The sequence below is a fragment of the Corynebacterium sp. TAE3-ERU16 genome, assembly GCF_019209935.1.
Taxonomy (GTDB): Bacteria; Actinomycetota; Actinomycetes; order Mycobacteriales; family Mycobacteriaceae; genus Corynebacterium; species Corynebacterium antarcticum.
Map to the genome: position 1 here is coordinate 232,931 of NZ_JAHUTN010000003.1, position 19,100 is coordinate 252,030.

The window sequence follows — 19,100 nt, forward strand, 5'->3', positions numbered from 1 at the left end:
GGGATGTTCCCGTGTGGTGCGTGCAGATTCCGGCGGTGGGCACCGGGTCATCTCCTCCGCCCGGGGTCCGGGGCGACCGCTTCCGTGGCAGGGTGTGCCGTGCCCGTCCTCCTCCGCTGCGGCGCCGGTACCGGTGGATGGAGGAGCATTTGGTGACCGACCCCCTCCTGGTGCTAGAGTTATTCTCGTTGCGCAGTCACCGGGACCGGTTCACCGTCCCGACGTGAACGGCGTTGACACGCCTCCGTAGCTCAGGGGATAGAGCATTGGTTTCCGGTACCAAAGGTCGCACGTTCGATTCGTGTCGGGGGCACCACCGAAGTGAGGGAGCTCCACCGCCGACGGCGGTGGAGCTCCCTCACTGTTTGTCCGGCCATAGTCCGGCCGCTCTCCCGGCCACTCCGGGGTCCGGACCGGGAGATCGCCTCTCCGCACCGGAGACACTCCGCGGAGTACCCGGATCCGGTCCACGGGAGGCGACCGATCACCGTCCGTGGACCCGTCATACGGACAACACCCGGATTCAGGCGTCCTGACCGGGCATGATGAACCACATGACGAAGTAGAACAGCATCTGGGGGCCGGGGAGCAGGAACGACGCCACGAACAGGATGCGCAGCAGGGTGCTGTTGATGCCGTAGGTCTCCCCTATTCCACCGAGGACTCCGGCAACCAGTTTGTCGGTCGCACTACGACGCAGTTTCCGCTGGAGGAGTGGAGCATCGGCCTCGTTGTGTCGGTCATTGCCGGGGTTCTCGTATTCCATGGGTCACGCCTTTCTCTCCTGCCGGGGACGGGCTGGTCGGTTATCTCCCCTACACGTCCAATTCTCCGGACTTCGGGCGTGACCGGCATCAGGGATCTCCCCGATCTTCCCCCGATCTTCGCCGGGGACATCTCCGCGGTGGACCCGGGGGATGGCCAGGTACCCGGCGGGCGTCCGGAAGGCTCCGGTCACGCGGGTTCGCCGTCGGCGGCGGGAAAAGCGTGCCGCTCGGGGTCGAATCCCTTCGCCCCCGGAACATCGTCGACCGCGAGCACGGTCTCGAGCAGCCGGGTCAGGTGGGGTATGTCTGCGGGGTCCAGGTCGTCGAAGATGAGTCGCCGGACCGATTCGACGTGCTCGGGTACCGCGGCGACGAGCCGTTCGTTTCCCTCCGGGGTGATCTCCACGACCACTCCCCGCGCGTCGCCCGGGCACCGCGTCTTGGTCACTAGGCCGCGCCGCTGCATCCGGGTGATCTGGTGGGACGCCCGTGACCTGTCCCAGTCGAGGTCGACGCAGAGATCCCGGAGCCGCATCCGGTGCCCGGGGTTCTCGGAGAGACTGACGAGGACCGCGAACTCGGACGTCGACAGACCGTGATCGGTGACCAGTGTCTCCTCTATGCACCTGCTCACCTTGCGCACCGTGGCGAGGAGCAGGCGCCAGAACGCCTGCTCCTCCTGCGAGAGCCAGCGTGGCGCCGAGTGGGGATCCCTATTCATACGATCACTGTATCGGGCGTCACGCCAGGTTCGAAATCCCGGAAAGGCACGGTACGGCGGTGACGGCGCGGCCGCCGGGTGGGGTACGCGCTGGTACACGCTCGGATCCGGATACGGGAGAGGCAACCTGCCCGCCCCCATTCAACCCCGTCGAGGGATTCGCGGTACGCGGCGCAACCCCCGCACGGTACCGCCGGAACTCGCACCACGGTCATCCCCGCAGCTGCGACATGGTCAGGTGTCTGCGCCCGGGGACGTGGTCGTACCGGGCCGGCACGCAGGTGAGGACGAACACCTGCCCCTCCTTTCCGGCGTCCGCGAGAACCGCCGCCATGCGACGGAGGCGCCCGCTGTCCGTGCTCCCCAGCGCATCGTCGATGAAGACGGGAACCCCGTCATCCTGTCCGACGAGTTCGGCGATGGCCAGTCGGACGAGAATCCCGATCTGTTCCCGTGCACCACCCGACAGAGAGTCGACCTCGACGGTCGCCTGTCCGAGGGTGCGGTCCGCGACCGCGAGATCCTCCGTCAACCCGAAGCTCACGTCGGGACCGAACACGGTCGTCGCCATCGTTGTGAGTCGTCGGGCGAACGGCTCCGCGTACCGGCGGCGCGCCTCGGCCCGGTGCCGGAGAAGCACCTCCCGCAGTCTCCCGGCGGCCTCCGCACGGCGGAGGGTCGAGGACAGGGTCTCGCGGGCCCGGCGTTCAGCGGACGTCGCCTTCTCCAGGCGCTCTTCCGCGCCCGTGGCCTGCTCGATCCGCCCCCGGTTCTCCGCGACCGCGTGTTCCGCCCGCCGGATCGTCTCGTCGATCGACTGCACCTGCGCTTCCGCACCCCGGAGCAGTTTCTCGACGAGCCCTGGATTCACCTGCTGCAGCTCCGACTCCGCGGCCGCGAGCTCACCGGCGGCCGCATCCTTCGCCTCCGTCTGCTTCCCGATGAGCTCCTCCAGCTCCTCTTCAGTCGGTTCCGGTGCTCCCGGGGTGACTCCGCCCAGGGCCTCCTCCGCTCGGGTGAGCCCGGCGCGTGAGGACTCGATCCTCGCGTCGTGGACGGCCAGGGCCCCCTTCGCCCGTCGTTCCGATTGAGCGGACAACCGGGTCCGGATCAGTGCGACGCGGTTCTCCACCTCCAGTCTGGAGGCCTTCGCCGCCTCGAGCAGGTCCTCCGCTTCTCTGATATCGGGTTGCTCTGCCCCGGTCCGGTCCCCGGGATCGCCGAGTGCGGCCAACTCGTGTCTCATCTCTTGCTCGTCCCTGCCCGCGAGAGTGGCCTGCCGTTCCCTGCGGAGGGTCTCGAGCTCCCGTTGCCGGGCCTGGTGCGTCGCGAGCCGCTTCCTGGCCGTGTCGACATCCGGGCACTCCAGCCCCCGGAGGATATCCGCGAGTGATTGTTCCGCCGAGCTGACGTCCGCGTTGGCGCCCTCGATTCCGGCACCCGGAGTGATGACCGCCGTCACCCCCGATGCGGTGAACGTCATCGTCTCGGTCACATCGTAGGAGCGCCCGTCACCGTCCAGGGTGACGGTGTCACCGTCAACGGTGACGGGGGTCGGTTGCTCCGCGGTGAGGCAGAGTTCGGCGGACGCCGAGTCCCTCCTGCCGCGGGCGAGCCTGAGCTCGAGTTCCGCGCCCTCCGCGGCGGTGACCTCATCTTCGGTGACCACGTTCTCCGCCAACTGCGCCCGAAGCGCCGACATGCGCCCGTCGAAGACATCCAGTTCCTGGAGGACACCCTCCAGCTCCGTTCGCCGTAGCGCGGCACGCGCCTCCCTGTGCCGGCGCTCACCGGCGCCCACCACCGCCGTGGTTTCCTCGAGTTCCTCCTCGGCTCTCCGGAGTTCCGCCCGCAGCCCGTCGATCCGGTCCTGCTCCCGCTCAGCGGCCTCCGCGAGTTCCGTGCGCGCACCGGTGAGGGCGGCGAGCTCCTCCTTCATGGTGACCACCTGGGACCTGAGTTCCTTCCGGCGACGCAGATTGGCCAGCGACGCCTCGAGGGTCGCCGAAGCCGCGGTGAGGGAGTTCTCCGCCGCCTTCACCCGGGTTCCCGCCCGTTCTGCCCGCTCCGCGGCTTCACGGAGTTCCGCGCGTTCCTTCACGGCGTCGGGACGACGCCCCCTGGCCGCCGCTTCCTCCTCCGAATGGCGCCGGACCTCCTCCACGTAGCGGGCCAGCCTGTCGACGTCCCCGGTGGCGTCCTCGAGCTCCTCGGCGGCGGCGTCCGCGGCGTTACGTGCGGCCCTGAGTTCCCCCGTCTCCGTCCCACGGGCGGTGGTGTAGTAGCGCTCGTACTCCTGCTCCACCCGGCGCAGGAGCTGTTCCCCCTCCCCCGCCGAGTCGACGTCGGATCCCGATTCGCCGGGGCCGCCGAGTGCCCTGGCGAGCGACGGAACACCGGCTGTCGAGACAGCGGCATCCAGTTCGCCCTGCCTGACGAAGAGCACGTCCATGAGGGCGGTGTCGAGGTGCTCATCGAGGATCGCGCTCAATCGGTCCTCGGCCTCCCGTCCGGTCAGATTCTCCGGCCGGGGTTTCCGCACGGTGAGCACGGCGGACTTCTGACGGAGGTAGGTTTTGGTGACCGTGAACGAATAGGGTCCGACCGTCGCGGTGAGTTCGATGCGGGGGGCGACGTCCTCCCCGACGGGCTGCAGGGACCGGATCTCCCGGCGGTTGCTGGAGTGCGGGACGGTGAGTACCGTCCGCACGGACTCGAGAATGGTCGACTTCCCCTGCTCGTTGTCACCGCTGATGACGATGAGTCCGGTCTCGGGGAGATCGCTGAGCTCCAGATGGCCGATCCCGCGGACGTTGTCGATGATGATCGAGTTGATACGCATGTCAGTTCCCCTTCTCTGCGAATCGGTGGAACAGCCGGAGTGCGTCTCTGGCGACCGGGTCGGCGGGCCTGGTGTCGGTTCCGAGAGCGGCGTCGAGCAGTTCGTTCCACGCGCCGGCGGCGTAGCCGGACAGCTGGAGCTCCCGGAGTTCCGCGTCCCCCGGCACCACCGTGAGGTCCATCAGGCGGGGGCGCTCCCGCAGAGAGGCGAACCGGGGCTGCAGGCGCGAGAGCCCGGTTTCGAGCCGCTGCCACGTGGTCAGGTCGACGGAACCGCGCAACGCGTACTTGACCACGGTCCGGGCCTTCTCCGGGTAGGAGTCGAGCCGGGCGAGGAACGCCGTCACATCCTCGTCGGAGTTGATCTCCGCGCCGATCGCCTCGAAGGTCCAGGTACCGGTATCCACCTGCTCGACCGTGACGGCCGCCGGGGATTCCGGTTCGTCGTCATCGACGGTCACGGTGACCACGAGCGCGGTGCCCGAGTTGTCCTCCCCACCCCCACCGGAATCGAGATCGTGGTAGTCGGTGACCTCCGGGGCGCCGGAGAACCAGATTCTCCCCGTCCCTCCGACCGGTTGGGCCGAGTGTGTGTCCCCGAGGGCGACGTAATCGACCACCCGTCGGGACACCGCGTCCTCCAGGGTCCCGAGATCCAGCAGCCCCGGAGTCGGCTCCCCTCCCCGGTGCAGCACCTGCCCGTGTGCGGCCAGGATGCGTATCCCGGGTGTGGGGTCCAGATCGTCGAGTGCCCGTGCGGCGAGATCCTCGCTCGCGTACCGGGCGGTGAGCGGTGCGCCGACCAGTTCGACCCCGGGCGCGACCTCGACCGGTGTGTCGTCGGCCAGAACATTCACACCGGGAATCGTGCACGCCCCGTAGAACGGGTTTGCCGCGGTCAACGGATCATGGTTTCCGGGCAGGAGCCACACCGGTGTCCGCAGCGACGCCAGAGCCTCGAGTGCACGCCCGGTGGTGTGTTCAGCGAGGCTGTTGTGTTCGAAGACGTCCCCGGCGACGAGCATGAACGAGCATCCGTGGCTGACCGCCAGGGTGTCCAGGGCCCTGATGGCGTCGATGCGCGCCTGATCGAAACGCGCCTGCGCTTCGGGGGGAAGGAACCAGCGTTCCATTCCGAGCTGCCAGTCGGAGGTGTGGAGGAAGGTGATCGTCGTCATGTGCTGCTCCGGGTTCCGCGGGTGAGGTGATGGTAGAGCTCGGTGATGTCGGCGACCCCGGCACGGGCCTCGATTCTGGTGTACGAGGCCGTGAACAACGCGTCAGCCAGCTTCTCGGGGTCGGTGTCGTCGATGAGCGGGGCCACCGCCGGATCCGGGAGCGGAGGCAACTGCCCGCCCCGCCAGAACTCCTCCGAACTCACCGCCGCTGTTTCCCCGCGCTCGGCCACCGCTCCGCTCATGCTCCGCTGCACGGACACCGGGTCAACGCCGCGCAGTGCGTAGAGGAGGTGCGGACCGGCGTCGAACTTCTCCGACGCGATCCGGGCGACCGCCACGGAATGCTTGCACACCGGGGTCGGGTCCGGGCAGGTGCAGTGGAGGCGCAGCTCCCCGGCATCCGCGCAGAGCAGCACATCGAGAACCTCATCGGGGATGCTCCCGCGGCGCACGGCATCTATGCCGCGGGGATCCCCGGCCAGCACCCTGATCGCCTCCTGCAGGTCCTCGGCGCTCCTGTACGCGAGTCCAACGGTGACGGTGAACGGCTCGTTCTGGCTTCCGGCGACCGTGCCGGTGATGCGGTCCCGGTCGACCACGACCGAGAGCACGTTCCCGTTGTCGGCGTAGGCGCGGCCGCGCTTCCGTCGCCCCTCCTCGGCCAGCTCGGCGACCCCCTCACCGAGCCTCCGCGTGACGGGACTCACGGGGGTGTTCTTCTTCCGCGAGGTTCCGGGGTGGGGAGTCTCCGTGACCCGGGTGGTGCGTCCGAAGTTGGCGTAGATGACGTTGTCGGCCCCGGTCACGCGTCCCCTGCGGGGCTTGTCCCTTCGGCTCATCGCTCCGTCTCCTCCTTCAGCGTGACCGGGCCGGTCGGCGGATCGGCGGCCCGGGAACCCCTCGCACCGACCCTGTCCCGGTAGCTGAACAGCTCCGACAGTTCCTCGTCCGACAGTTCCGTGATCCATCCCTCTCCCCCGCTGATGACGGTCCCGGCGAGACGACGTTTCCCCTCGAGGACCTCCTGGATCGACTCCTCGATCGTGCCCTCGGTGACCATCATGTAGACGCGGACGTCCTTCAGCTGCCCGATCCGGTAGGCACGGTCGGTCGCCTGGTTCTCCACGGCGGGATTCCACCAGCGGTCCATGTGCACCACGACGTTGGCGGCGGTGAGGTTGAGCCCCGTACCACCGGCCTTGAGCGAGACGATCATCACCGGTGGACCGTCGGGAGCCTGGAAATCGGCGACCATCCGGTCCCGTCTGGTCCGCGACAGTCCTCCGTGGAGGAACGGGATCTCCCGGTCGAGGCGGGACGACAGGTAGGGGGCGAGGATGGTTCCGAAGGCCCGGTACTGGGTGAATACGATGGTTCGCTCCGCCGCCGCGGTCGTCTCGTCGAGCAGATCCATGAGTGCCGCGACCTTGCCGGATCTGTGTCTCCCCCGGAGTGAGACCGGTGAGCCGTCCCCCAGATAGTGCGCGGGGTGGTTGCAGATCTGCTTGGTCCTGGTGATCGCCGCGAGGACGAGACCCCGGCGTGCGGTGGCTTCGGTACCGGCCAGCTTCTCCTTCACGTCGTTGACGTAGCTCTGGTAGAGCGCGGCCTGCTCGGGTGTCATCGGCACGCGGAGGATGGTCTCGTTCTTCTCCGGGAGGTCATCGATGACCGCGGGATCGGTTTTGACCCGGCGGAGGATGAACGGGGCGGTGAACGTACGGAGCCGCTCGGACATCTCCTCGTCGCCGTACTTCTCGATGGCGTTCGCGTAGTGGTTGCGGAAGAAGTTGGCGCTGCCGAGGACGCCGGGATTGCAGTAGTCCATGATCGAGCGCAGTTCGGACAACCGGTTCTCCACCGGTGTTCCGGTCAGTGCGACGCGGTGCCGGGAGGGGATGGAACGGACGGCCCTGGCGACCGCCGTCGCGGAGTTCTTGATGTGCTGGGCCTCATCGAGCACCACCCGCCACCAGTCGCTGCCGCTGAGGGCCGCCCGGTCGCGGACCACGGTGCCGTAGCTGGTGATGACGATGTCGGCTCCCTCCACCGCAGCGCCGAGCGCATCCCCCTTCAGCCGGGATCCACCGTGATGGATGATGACCTTCAGGGACGGGACGAAGCGCCGGGCTTCCGCGGCCCAGTTCGCGAGCACCGCATTCGGGGCGACGATGAGGGTCGGGCCGAATTCCCCGTTCTCCCCGGCCTCCTCCTTCTCCACAGCGGTGAGCGCGAGCAGCTGGAGTGTCTTCCCCAGCCCCATGTCGTCGGCGAGGACCGCCCCGAGCCCGGCCCGTGACATCCAGTGGAGCCAGTCCACCCCACGACGCTGGTACGGGCGGAGTTCCGCGTGCACCGTCCCGGGTACCTGGACCCGGACGGGTGCGGGCTGCTCCGGGACGACGGACCCCCCGTCCCCGGCTGCGGTGTCGGAGGTGTCCCCCATGAAGCGTGCGTGCCATCCGGTCGCGGTGAACTCCACAGGGGTGTCGTCCTCGGCGGAGTTCTCCAGAGCCAGCTTGCGGAGTTCCGCCGCGGAGACGAAACCCGAGGTACCGGTTTCCTCGGCGTACGCCCGCTCTGCGTCGCCCAACGCCTTCTCGAGTTCCTCGATGTCCCCGCTCCCCGTCATCTTCGCCTCGGCCAGCGCCCCACGGCAGCGTTCGACATCCTCCCGCAGGTGTCCCTCGCCGGCCCGGACCAGTTGGCTGACGTATTTCGCCACCCTCGCGACACTCTTCCGGTCGGCCACCACCCAGTTTCCGTGGAGCTTGACCAGTCCGTCGCGGGAGTTGACCAGGTCGGCCATCTCCTGTGGCTCGAGGACCGTGTCGCCGAGACTGAGACGCCAGTCGTACTCGACGATCTGGTCGAGCCCGAACCGTCGGTGGGTGCTTCCCGCCACCCCGGGATCCTGGGGAGAGGAGGTGGAGACCTTCAACCCGACCTCCTGGCGGGACCACGATGCGGGCAGCATGACGAGGAATCCCTCCTTCCGCAACGCCTCAACGTCCTTCTCGATGAAGGTGAGGATCTGGCAACCCGTCAGCGCGACGTCCCAGTCCCCGTCGTCCCCTCCGACGACACCCCGGAGCGCGACCCCGTACCGGGAATCATCGAGGAGTCCGCTGATCCGGACGGCCCGCTGGTGCCGGTCACTCAGTTTCTGCCAGATCTCGACGGGCCATATCCCCCTCCGGAAGGGTTCCGGTGTTCCGCCGTCCCTGCGGATGGAGACCCGGACACGCCAGAGCTCCCCTGCAGGCACGTCCCCGGTGGGCGGCCGGACGGCGGTGTCGGCGAGCCCACGGAGAGCGGTGACGGTGTGCCGGGCCGCCGGGGGCCGAGACAATTCCGTGACCCGGTGTGAACCGGGACCGGGCGGAGGAGATCCCCCGTCGCCCGGCTCCACGGACTCAGGTTCCTCCACGACGAAGACCAGCTCCAGCCGTTCGCTGTCCAGGGAGCCACGCCACTCCGTCAGACCGGCGACCAGGCGCGCGTTGCCCCTGTCGAACGCCTCGCCGGCGAGTAGGGCACGGACGAACGGGTGCGGTTCCCGGTCCGGGGTCTCGGGATGGACATCGGCGAGATACGCGAGAGCGATCCAGTGCGGGAGGACACCGGCCATCTCCTCCGCGATCGCGGCAGAGGAATTGACGGTGAGGACCCTCGGTGCCGCCGCCGCCATGGCGGTCAGCCACATCGCCTCATCCGCCCCCATAACGAGCTGCCACTCGGGCCACCACCGGCCGTCCTGCCAACGGCACCGCAGGGACACCCGCCCCGCGCGGACGAATCGCTCCAGCCCCAGATACAACCGGATCAGCCAGAGCAGATCCGGGGCGACGGTCGCGCGCTGCCGCTGCGGCACCGCCGGACCCGGATGGTCGAGCGGAGCGAGCTGCGCCAACAGTTCCACGGCCTGGGCCGGCGTGAATGCGGCCGTGGGGACGGTGAGACTCACCCGCCGTTGTTTCGGTGTCTGGAGGACCACCGGGATCCGGTGCCGGAACGACCGGCCCGCGAGTGCGACCTCGAGTACCGCGGGCAGCGTACCGCCGGGCACCGATTCCGGGCCGACGACCCGATGCCCCTCCACCTGTTCGATCCACAGGTGGAATCCCGTGTCACGACACCACAGCCCGTGAACGAGGTGGGTGGGCGTCGGAGTCATGCTGTCTTTTCTACCACCGCCGCCGGACGGCTCACCCATCCCGGTTGAACAGATGTTCGCATCCGGCTACAGCAGGTGCTCCCGCCGGTCAGGGAAGCACCGATTCCCGACCACCCCCAAACCGGGCTGTTCCCCGGGATCGGCGGGCGACACATCCAGCGGTCCGGAGGACCCACCCCTGAAAAACAGCCTCACCACCGGTTTTCACCGCGCCTCCGGAACGATCCCCCCGGGTTCACGTCCCCTGCTTTTGCGGGACATACCTGTACAGGTTGCCAGCTCTAAGCTGGTGTGAAACCGTCTTTAAGGCTTGTCTCACGACCGGGGTGACCGACGAGCGGCACTGGTGCGCCCCCGAGAGACCTCACTGCACGAGACGGTAGCCAACGCACACACCGCCATCAAGCAAACTAGGAGGACAAATGGCCGAACAAACCTGGTTCGTCATAGCCATTGTCATATACATGCTCGTCATGCTCGCCATCGGCTTCTGGGGCTTCGGGCAGACCGACGAATACGACGATTACGTCCTGGCCGGCCGTGGCCTCAACCCGTTCGTCGCCGCGCTGTCCGCCGGTGCCTCGGACATGTCGGGGTGGCTGCTCATGGGCCTCCCGGGAGCCCTGTTCGTCACCGGATTCTCGGAGCTGTGGATCGCGATCGGGCTCCTGATAGGTTGCTGGGCCAACTGGTTCTGGGTCGCGCCACGCCTACGCAGTTACACGGAGGTCGCGAACAACTCGATCACGATCCCTTCCTTCGTCGAGAACCGCCTGCGGGACACCTCCCACACGCTGCGCATCATCTGCTCCGTCATCATTCTTGTGTTCTTCACCTTCTACGTCTCCGCGGGCATGGTCGCCGGCGGCAAGTACTTCCAGGCGACCTTCGACGGCGACTACAGCACCGGTCTCCTCGTCGTGGCCATCGTCACCGTCATCTACACCGTCATCGGCGGCTTCCTCGCCGTCTGCTACACCGACGCCGTGCAGGGCATGATCATGTTCGCCGCTCTCCTCATCGTCCCGGTGATGGCACTGTTCGTGATGAACGACCCCGGTTCGATCTTCACCTGGGCCACCACAAAGGAATACGGTCCCTGGACCGACGGAGAGGTCAACACCCACTACTTCTCGATGATCTCCGGTGTCTCCTTCGCCGCCATCGTCGGCAACCTCGCCTGGGGATTCGGCTACTTCGGTCAGCCCCACATCATCGTCCGATTCATGGCACTCAGCTCCCCCAAGGAAGCCAAGGCCGGCCGTCGCATCGGCATCGGCTGGATGCTGCTCTGCGTCATCGGCGCGGCGGCTGTCGCGCTGATCGGTACCTCGTTCTTCGGTCAGGACCCGAACATCGCGATCACCGACCGTGAGTCCTACGAGACGATCTTCCTCGACATGGCGCGCATCCTGTTCCACCCGCTGATCGCCGGACTGGTCCTGACCGCGGTGCTGGCCGCCATCATGTCGACCATCTCCTCTCAGCTCCTGGTCACGTCCTCCGCTCTCATCGAGGACCTGCTGCGCCTGTTCCACAAGCGCCCGATGACCAACCAGAAGCTGGTGTACTACTCCCGGACCGCGGTGGTCGGTGTCGCCACGATCGCCGCCATCCTGGCGTGGAACCCGGACACCTCGATCCTCGGACTGGTCGGCTTCGCCTGGGCCGGCTTCGGCTCCGCATTCGGTCCCGTCGTGCTCGCGTCGCTCTACTGGCGCCGCCTCAACACGCCCGGTGCCATCGCCGGCATGGCCACCGGTGCGCTGGTCTCGTTCTTCTGGGGACAGTCCCCTCTCGGCGATTTCCTCTACGAGATGGTTCCCGGCTTCTTCCTCGCGACCATCGTCATGATCGCCGTCTCCCTGATGACCGCTCCCCCGGCCAGGGACGTCACCGAGGAGTTCGATGAGGCCGCACGCCTCTCGAAGCTCGCGGACGAGAACCCCGAGCTCGCCGTGGAAGAGGTCCAGGCCAAGGCCGCCAAGGGCGAGATCTAGCCGGGCGCCGTCCTCCTCTGAAGCACGCCCGGAAGCCCGTCCCACCCCTGGGTGGGGCGGGTTCACCGCTGTCCGGAGGAACCCGGATCCGCCCGGGACGGTCGGAGTCTGCATGACGCACACCCCGACCGCCCCGCATCCCCCGAAGTGGACCGTCGGACTCCTCACCCTGTCGACCCTGTTGCTCGGGATCTACACCCTCGCGCCGACGACGGGCCGTATTCCGCCGGGACAGGTTCCCCCACCACCGTTGGCTGAGACGCTGTCATCCACCACTCTCGTCGAGCAGCGGCCCGACATCCCCGGATACCACCGCAACCGGTTCGGGGAGGGATGGGGCGGAGCACACATCGGCTCCCTGATCTGCTCGACGCACGAGGTGATGCAGGCGGCCCAGCTCCCGGAGGCGACCATCGACGAGGACTGCACCGTCCACGCGGCACCCGCCCGTGATCCCTACTCCGGGCAGACGATGACCACCGATAACCCGGGGCCCGGCCAGCGCATGGAGGTCGACCACATCTACCCGCTCTCCGCGGCGTGGGACATGGGTGCCTCCGGATGGGACCGGAACACACGGATCCGGTTCGCGAATGATCCGGAGAATCTCGTCGTCGTCACCGCCCGACAGAACCGGGAGAAGTCGGATTCCCTCCCGGCCGACTGGGTCCCCGCCGATCGTTGGGCCCGCTGCTGGTACGTGCGCCGCCTGGCCGCGGTCGCACGCGACTACCAGCTGTCCCTCACCGCCGACGACGCGTCGGCGATGCGGCGGCAGTGTCTGCTCTCGGGGCTGGCTGACGCGTTCCGCTGATTCAGCCCCACTCTTTGTCCCGGGCGCCGGTCGCCGGGTTATGGTGGTCGTTGACCTTCTTTCCCCGATCTTCGAGAGGCCGATCCCCGACGTGGACAATCTCATCAGCATTCTGCATGTGCTGGCAGCAATCGTTTTCCTGGGTCCGGTAACCATCGCCGTCTCCATGTTCCAGGGCCGCGCCCGCGCCGCACATGACGGTGACAGGCACGCGGTCGGTTCCGCGGCGACGCTCCACCGCATCACGAAAACCTACGGTTTCCTGTCACTGCTCGTTCCCCTGCTCGGACTCGGGTTGTTCTTCACCGATACGACGTTCCTGAAGGACGGTCGCTTCCATGCATCGATCCTCCTGTCCGTGATCGCCTGGGGAATCCTGTTCTTCCTGATCATCCCCCGGCAGAAGGCGCTGATGGCCGATCTCGGGGTTGCCACCGACGATGATGATCCCGCCGCAGCACTGAACGTCGGGACAACCGCGGAGACCACCGCAACAGCCGTCGACTGGACCGCAACCACGAAGAAGCTCTCCATGTTCGGCGGTCTCTTCTCCCTCCTGTGGTTCATCGTCGCCATCCTGATGATGATCTGAGTGCCACAGCACCACGCACACTTAAAGGACCCGTCCGACCGGCTTCGACACCGGATCGGGGCGGGTCCTTTAAGTGTGTCTCACGGCTGACTTTCCCCGGGGTACGACCGGTGCGATCAGCCGGGGCGGAGTCGGCCTGCTGGATGACCCGGCCGAACGTCCGCGAACGGGAGGATCAAGGAAGCGGCGGGCCAGGAAGCCCCGACGGTGCCCGTGGGACGGGGCACTGATCTCGATGGTTTCCCCGGCCGTGTGCCCCGGGATACTCCGGGAAATCAACTCGTGGGGCGCTCTGCGACGCTGCATCCTTCGGACGGCGGAGGGGACCTCACGTGAGGGCGGACCAGGGACGCTATCTCCGGTAGGCACGCTTCCTCCGGCGGTCTCGACCGCTGACGCCAAGCTGCATGTCACGGGATCCTCCCCCGATGCAGTCAACGGCGCGGGGAGAACCGCGGAGCCGGACCGGTCGGTGGCGGCCGCGTCACCCGATCAGGTGGCGGTGGAGGGATCGGGAGGAGGGGCCGTTCCAGCGGCGACCGCTGAACCGGAGTTGCCGCCGACACCACCCACACCCCACCTTTCCCCGCATGATCCACCCTGATCCGACCGGCGGAACATGGTGGGTCCGGCTGCCGGAACCCGGGTTTCCGGGAACCGTCAGCCGGACTTCTCTCCGAGAGGCCTGGTGCGACAGATGCCGCACCATCAGCAGCGGATGCATGATGAAGTGGAAGACCACCGCGATCAGTGCCGTCAGAGCACCGGTACCGAAGGAGCTGAACGGGAGCAGGTCCGGCTCTTTCGACGAACTGGGGGTTTCACCCTCGGTCGGCTCCGGGGTCTGCGTCGCAGTAGATGACGTCGTCTCGGTCGGCTCCGGGGTTTCCGTCGGTTCTTCCTGCACAGGAGCCACGTAGTCCATGTGGACCGGATCTATCTCGGGGGTCCAGCTGACTGGTGGATGAGGCCGGTGACAACCGGACGAGACCGACGAAGAAGTTCTTTCCGGATGGGTCCCGCGGGCGGTCGACGATGTAGAGCGATCCGTCGGAGAACTCCCTGATTCCTTAGTTGTACGGGAAACGGGTGTCTTTCACGTGCTGGCTGTAACCGATCTGATCACTGAGGCCGTCAAGTCCGTCTGGGGAGGGATCGACGATCGCGATCTCCCCGGAGCGTCCCCGAGGCGACAACAGCGTTGCCATTCCCGAGGAATCCGACTCCGGCATACTCATCGAATTTGTCTCCGACGACTCCTGCCCCAACACGGGCGAAGGTGTGATCGGCCCCGTTGTACCGGTAGAACGCGATCAGGGGTCGTGTCTGATCGCTCCGCGGCTCCGGGCCTCGGTCCAGGAGAGGTTGTTCCGGATGGCGATCAGGTCGCCGCGCACAGCGACACCCCTGATGCCGTTGGATCCGAGATGAACGCGGTGGATCTCGTTCTGGAGGTCGACCATGTCCAGGATCGGGGTCACGGTGTTGTCGGAGGGATCCAGGTGCACAGGCACTCCACCACTGAGACTTCCGTCGTCGTACAGGAAGTTGCCGTCCCTCACATGGATGAACGTTCCGTCCGGGAGGGCCCTGAGACCGGTACGGTACCCCGAGTTGTACTCGTCACCGTACAGCTACACGGTGTAGTCGTTGTTCAGTTCCTTACCCGGGACGTCGGAGGCCCGGGGAAGAGTCCAGTTCTTCAGTTCTCCCGCACGGTCGACCGAATTGAATCCACCGTACCGGCGGCCGGTCTTGTACAACACCCCGAGGGTGCCGGCATCGCCGGAGAAAGCGACGCCGGTGATCTTGTTCGCGGCTTCCTGTGTCTCTCCCTGCGCCGTGATGGTGGAGGTGGAGGGAACCGTGGCGACGACGGTGTCATCGGACAGTCCTCCGGGAGCCACGGAGACCCTGTGCACCGAGAGACCGCCGGAACCGGCGTAGTAGAGACTGTCCGTCTGCCCGTCCCATGCGGCATCGGTGCTGAGACGACTGTCGATCTCGCCGCTGAAGAGACGCGTCTCGAGATCCGCGGAGTACCCCTCGAGGTGACCGGTACCGTCGTGATTCGCCACGACGACCGCGGCTCCGGACCCGTGTCGAACACGCTCACCACGTTTTCCCAGGGGATATCCGTGATGACACCGCGGTGGCACGATATGCGGGCCCTTCAACTCCCCCGGTGAATGAGCCGGGGTAGCTGAAGTTCAGGGGGCCAGGTTACCTCCCGGGGTGTAGAAGTTCGAGAACGCGGTGCTCCGCTGCTCCGTCAGGGTTACGGTGACATGGTCAGGTCACCGCCCCGTCCTCACTGTTGAAACGTCCGGCACCCACGTTGAGGTCACCGAGCAGCACTTCCTCCGGTCCGGACCAGCCAACGTTGTACTGCTTGGTGTGCCGGTTGATGTGCAGCTCCCCCTCCCCCGAAACCGGTTCGAATACGATGTGGGGGTCCGCGAACGTCAGGTCGAGGTCGCACTGACCCCGCACGTAGCCGGTTCCGTCCTGCCGGCGGTACTTCATGAAATCGACTGTTCCGCCGTACTGCACCTGGATCCGCCCGTCGGCCGGCGTCGACGTCGAGATGCAGGTCCACTGTACCGATCCGTTGTGGAAACGGGCTCCATCGAGAACATGCTGCAGCCGGTGTCCGTCGACATGGGAGCGGATGCCCCACGCGAGTGCGAGATGGTCGTCCGGGTAGGACTGCTCCTTCCCCGGGGTGGGGTCGAGACCGATGGATGAATTGACGTCCGCCACGGCGACACCCGCGCCCATGGCCGACGTCAGTGGGCAGGCGATGGCGGGGGCCGCGAGGCGGCGACCGCAGCTCTGGAGGCTGAGTTCATCGTGTGTGCGTGTCCTGGTTCTGTGACGGTGCAGGGGCGTTGCGGGGCAGGGGAACGGAGTCCACACTTTCCTCATTGTTGTCCCAGCTTCTACACACAATAAAACCAGTATATTTTAGTTCAGGCTCCCCCTTGTTCCATCCCAACCGGCGATACCGCACATACACGAAACCCCCTGAGCGATCCCGGTTGAACCGGACTCTGCTCAGGGGGTTGAGGTTCAGGCCCCCGAAATAGACGGGTGAGCCTGTGGACCGAATCTAGTGGCGGAAACCACCACGGCCACCACGATCCTCACGGTCACCACCGCGGAAACCACCACGGCCACCACGATCCTCACGGTCACCACCGCGGAAACCACCACGGCCACCACGATCCTCACGGTCACCACCGCGGAAACCACCACGGCCACCACGATCCTCACGGTCACCACCGCGGAAACCACCACCGGAATGGCGTCCGATCGGGGCATCAGGGGTGTGCTCGAGGTGGATGAGCTGGCCGGAGATGCGGGTGTCTGAGAGCTTGTCCCAGACCTCGCGGGGCAGGTCCTTGGGCAGCTCGACGAGGGTGTGGTCGACGTTGATGGTGATCCGGCCGACGTCCTGGGACGTGAGTCCCCCTTCATTGGCTAGAGCACCGACGATGGCGCCCGGGCGCACGTGCTGCCGCTTGCCCACCGCGACGCGGTAGACGGAGAGATTCTTGTCGCTCCGGTCGAAGCGGGCGTTTCCACCACGCTCCCCACGGTCCGGGCGGTCACCGCGGTCGAAACGACCACCACGGTCACCCCGGTCGCCCCGATCACGATCGCGGTCGCGGTCGAAGCGCTCACGCTCACGCTTGGGCTGTTCCTTGAGCAGGAAGTCGTTGCCCGCCTGGGCCTGGGTGGCCAGCGCCGCGGCGACGTCCTCGAGCGGCACGTCGTGCTCCTCGGAGTAGGCCTTGACCAGGTGACGGAAGAGATTGACCTGCTTGTCCTCGAGCGCGGTGGTGATCGAGTCCGCGAACTTCGCCTTGCGGGACTCGTTGACCTCCTCGACGCTGGGCAGGTCCATCTCGTTGAGCGGGGCGTTGGTCGCCCGCTCGATGGACTTCAGCATGCGACGCTCACGGGGGGTGACGAACAGGATCGCCTCACCGGAACGGCCCGCGCGGCCGGTACGGCCGATGCGGTGGACGTAGCTCTCGGTGTCGTGGGGGATGTCGAAGTTGAGCACGTGGCTGATGCGGTCGACATCGAGGCCACGGGCGGCGACATCGGTGGCGACGAGGATGTCGAGACGGCCGTCCTTGAGCTGGTCGACGGTGCGCTCGCGCTGGGCCTGGGCGATGTCACCGTTGATGGCGGCGGCGGAGAAACCCCGGGCGCGCAACTTCTCGGCGACTTCCTCGGTCTCGTGCTTGGTGCGCACGAACACGATCATGGCCTCGATCTCGGTGACCTCGAGGATACGGGTCAGCGCATCGATCTTGTTGCGGTGCGCGACGGACAGGTAGCGCTGCGTGATGTTCGTGTTGGTGCGGGTCTTCGACTTGACGGTGATCTCCGCCGGGTCATTGAGGTACTGCTTCGAGATGCGGCGGATACCGTTGGGCATCGTCGCGGAGAACAGGGCCACCTGCTTCTCGGCGGGGGTGTCGGCGAGAATCCGCTCGACATCCTCCTGGAAGCCCATGTTCAGCATCTCGTCGGCCTCATCGAGCACGAGGTAGCGCAGACCGGAGATGTCCAGCGACCCCTTCTGCAGGTGGTCGATGACGCGGCCGGGGGTACCGACGACGATCTGTGCACCACGGCGAAGACCGCTGAGCTGAACACCGTAGGCCTGACCACCGTAGATCGGCAGGATGCTGATGCGGTTGCCGATGTGATCGGCGAACCCCTGGAACGCGTCGGCGACCTGGAGCGCGAGCTCACGGGTCGGTGCGAGCACGAGTGCCTGCGGCGCCTTCACCGACGGATCGATGCGGGAGAGGATCGGCAGTGCGAATGCGGCGGTCTTGCCGGTACCGGTCTGGGCGAGCCCGACGACGTCCCTTCCCTCCATGAGGAGCGGGATCGTCTGGGTCTGGATCGGCGAGGGGGATTCGTAGCCGATCTTACGGACGGCCTCGAGGGTGCGGTCAGGGAGTCCGAGTCCGTCGAACCCGTTCTCCTCCTTCTCCTCGACCTTCGGCTCGGGGGCCTTCTCCGGGGTGGTGTCCTGCTTCCCGGCGGCGGGCTCGGTGGCTTCCGGGGTTTCTTCGGTGGAGGCCTGTTCGGGGGCGGATTCCTCGGCGGGGACCCCGGTAGCGGAGGTGATGTCCTCATCGCTGGCGACCGTCACTGTGGCGGTCCCACTGTCGGGGGTCTCGGTGTTCTGCTCGGGGGTGCCGTTCTCGGCACCTGCGTTGACCACGTCATCCAGGGTGATGATCTCATCCGCATCACCGGTGGTATTCACATTGTTTTCGTTCTGGGCGTTCACTGCGCCATCCTCATTCTTCTGCGCGACTTCATGTTTCGCGCTGCTCATGTCATTCCGCACGCTGTTCGCGCGGCACACATTTTTCTTGTTTTGGTATCGGCACATGCCTTGGGGCCGCACCGACCGGCGGTACCCGGGACTGACGTCCCGGGCTGCCGTGTCCTGCTCGCCACACCTGAGCCTTGCCGGTCCGCATCTAACAGACAGCCCCTGTCGGGGCGTCTGACTCGTCGATGGGAGATGGTGTCTACGCGGGAGAAGCCGCCGCAGTCAGCTCCTGGCGACTGACGACGGATCCCGCGGACACGACACAACCAGCATCCCGATGATCCGGCGATGCCCTACTGGCCTTCGCCCGGATCAGGTGTACCAGCACCGGGGATGCCGGCTGGTGAAAAGCAGTACCCCACCACGGTACGCACTTGGCGCGTCTTTGGCGAATCCTCGGGCAACTCCGCACCCTCGGCTCGCTTCCACCGGTCGGATCAGCAGGGAACGGGTGTGGGGTGCGCGGACAGCCCGGGACGGGACAAGCCCCCGCCAACACGTTCGGCAGGGAGAGAGTCACCGCCCGAGCATCAGGGAAACCGTTCAACGTAGACATTCGCGGACGAAACCCCGGGGTTACCCGACCTCTGCACAATCGGCACGCAGAGTATCCGTAGAGTAGCCGGGGAAGACAAGTTC

At 66.8% G+C, this 19,100-nt stretch carries 13 protein-coding genes and 1 tRNA gene; 4 read left to right on the plus strand and 10 right to left on the minus strand.

Features of this window, described 5'->3' with window-relative positions; genetic code table 11:
• Positions 1-240 precede the first annotated feature (240 nt).
• Positions 241-316: transfer RNA gene (locus KRX55_RS04935), tRNA-Arg, on the plus strand.
• 207 nt (positions 317-523) lie between these two features.
• On the opposite strand, the gene KRX55_RS04940 is transcribed toward KRX55_RS04935, so the two are convergent.
• From KRX55_RS04940 to KRX55_RS04965, 6 genes are all read right to left on the minus strand, one after another.
• Positions 524-766, minus strand: coding sequence for a PspC domain-containing protein (locus tag KRX55_RS04940; RefSeq protein WP_218406676.1), 243 nt, complete (start codon positions 764-766; stop codon positions 524-526).
• Positions 767-954: 188 nt separating this feature from the next.
• Positions 955-1,488, minus strand: a complete 534-nt coding sequence (locus KRX55_RS04945; protein WP_218406677.1) for a MarR family winged helix-turn-helix transcriptional regulator — start codon at positions 1,486-1,488, stop codon at positions 955-957.
• A gap of 211 nt (positions 1,489-1,699) precedes the next feature.
• Complete coding sequence (locus KRX55_RS04950) at positions 1,700-4,330, minus strand: AAA family ATPase (protein ID WP_218406678.1); 2,631 nt, start codon at positions 4,328-4,330, stop codon at positions 1,700-1,702.
• Between the two features lies 1 nt (position 4,331).
• On the minus strand, positions 4,332-5,507 hold the full coding sequence (locus KRX55_RS04955) for a metallophosphoesterase family protein (protein ID WP_218406679.1): 1,176 nt from the start codon (positions 5,505-5,507) through the stop codon (positions 4,332-4,334).
• Complete coding sequence (locus KRX55_RS04960; RefSeq protein WP_218406680.1) at positions 5,504-6,346, minus strand: SWIM zinc finger family protein; 843 nt, start codon at positions 6,344-6,346, stop codon at positions 5,504-5,506. The genes KRX55_RS04955 and KRX55_RS04960 overlap by 4 nt, the downstream gene beginning before the upstream one ends.
• Entirely contained in the window at positions 6,343-9,684 is a 3,342-nt protein-coding gene (locus KRX55_RS04965; RefSeq protein ID WP_255567562.1) for a DEAD/DEAH box helicase, read from the minus strand. The genes KRX55_RS04960 and KRX55_RS04965 overlap by 4 nt, the downstream gene beginning before the upstream one ends.
• A gap of 422 nt (positions 9,685-10,106) precedes the next feature.
• Here KRX55_RS04965 and putP point away from each other — a divergent pair, with 422 nt between their 5' ends.
• From putP to KRX55_RS04980, 3 genes are all read left to right on the plus strand, one after another.
• A complete protein-coding gene (gene putP / locus KRX55_RS04970; RefSeq protein ID WP_218406681.1) occupies positions 10,107-11,684 on the plus strand; it encodes a sodium/proline symporter PutP in 1,578 nt (525 codons plus the stop codon).
• A 112-nt stretch (positions 11,685-11,796) separates the two neighbouring features.
• Entirely contained in the window at positions 11,797-12,498 is a 702-nt protein-coding gene (locus KRX55_RS04975) for an HNH endonuclease family protein (protein ID WP_218406682.1), read from the plus strand.
• Between the two features lie 91 nt (positions 12,499-12,589).
• Entirely contained in the window at positions 12,590-13,090 is a 501-nt protein-coding gene (locus KRX55_RS04980; RefSeq protein ID WP_200258754.1) for a DUF2269 domain-containing protein, read from the plus strand.
• A gap of 1,313 nt (positions 13,091-14,403) precedes the next feature.
• Here the strand turns inward: KRX55_RS04980 and KRX55_RS04985 are convergent.
• The 4 genes from KRX55_RS04985 to KRX55_RS05000 form a co-directional block, all read right to left on the minus strand.
• Positions 14,404-14,652: a hypothetical protein gene (locus KRX55_RS04985; RefSeq protein ID WP_218406683.1), complete on the minus strand. Its 249-nt coding sequence runs from the start codon at positions 14,650-14,652 to the stop codon at positions 14,404-14,406.
• 72 nt (positions 14,653-14,724) lie between these two features.
• Positions 14,725-15,168 (minus strand): hypothetical protein, encoded by a 444-nt coding sequence (locus tag KRX55_RS04990; RefSeq protein ID WP_218406684.1) that lies wholly within the window; start codon positions 15,166-15,168, stop codon positions 14,725-14,727.
• A 214-nt stretch (positions 15,169-15,382) separates the two neighbouring features.
• On the minus strand, positions 15,383-16,009 hold the full coding sequence (locus KRX55_RS04995; RefSeq protein ID WP_218406685.1) for an HtaA domain-containing protein: 627 nt from the start codon (positions 16,007-16,009) through the stop codon (positions 15,383-15,385).
• Positions 16,010-16,202: 193 nt separating this feature from the next.
• A complete protein-coding gene (locus tag KRX55_RS05000; protein ID WP_218406686.1) occupies positions 16,203-18,461 on the minus strand; it encodes a DEAD/DEAH box helicase in 2,259 nt (752 codons plus the stop codon).
• Between the last annotated feature and the right edge of the window lie 639 nt (positions 18,462-19,100).

Coding starts and splice junctions, on each gene's coding strand:
- KRX55_RS04965 (WP_255567562.1), bottom strand. CDS start 9,684: ATGACTCCGACGCCCACCCACCTCGTTCACGGGCTGTGGTGTCGTGAC.
- KRX55_RS04975 (WP_218406682.1), top strand. CDS start 11,797: ATGACGCACACCCCGACCGCCCCGCATCCCCCGAAGTGGACCGTCGGA.
- KRX55_RS04960 (WP_218406680.1), bottom strand. CDS start 6,346: ATGAGCCGAAGGGACAAGCCCCGCAGGGGACGCGTGACCGGGGCCGAC.
- KRX55_RS04945 (WP_218406677.1), bottom strand. CDS start 1,488: ATGAATAGGGATCCCCACTCGGCGCCACGCTGGCTCTCGCAGGAGGAG.
- KRX55_RS04940 (WP_218406676.1), bottom strand. CDS start 766: ATGGAATACGAGAACCCCGGCAATGACCGACACAACGAGGCCGATGCT.
- KRX55_RS05000 (WP_218406686.1), bottom strand. CDS start 18,461: ATGAGCAGCGCGAAACATGAAGTCGCGCAGAAGAATGAGGATGGCGCA.
- KRX55_RS04955 (WP_218406679.1), bottom strand. CDS start 5,507: ATGACGACGATCACCTTCCTCCACACCTCCGACTGGCAGCTCGGAATG.
- putP (WP_218406681.1), top strand. CDS start 10,107: ATGGCCGAACAAACCTGGTTCGTCATAGCCATTGTCATATACATGCTC.
- KRX55_RS04950 (WP_218406678.1), bottom strand. CDS start 4,330: ATGCGTATCAACTCGATCATCATCGACAACGTCCGCGGGATCGGCCAT.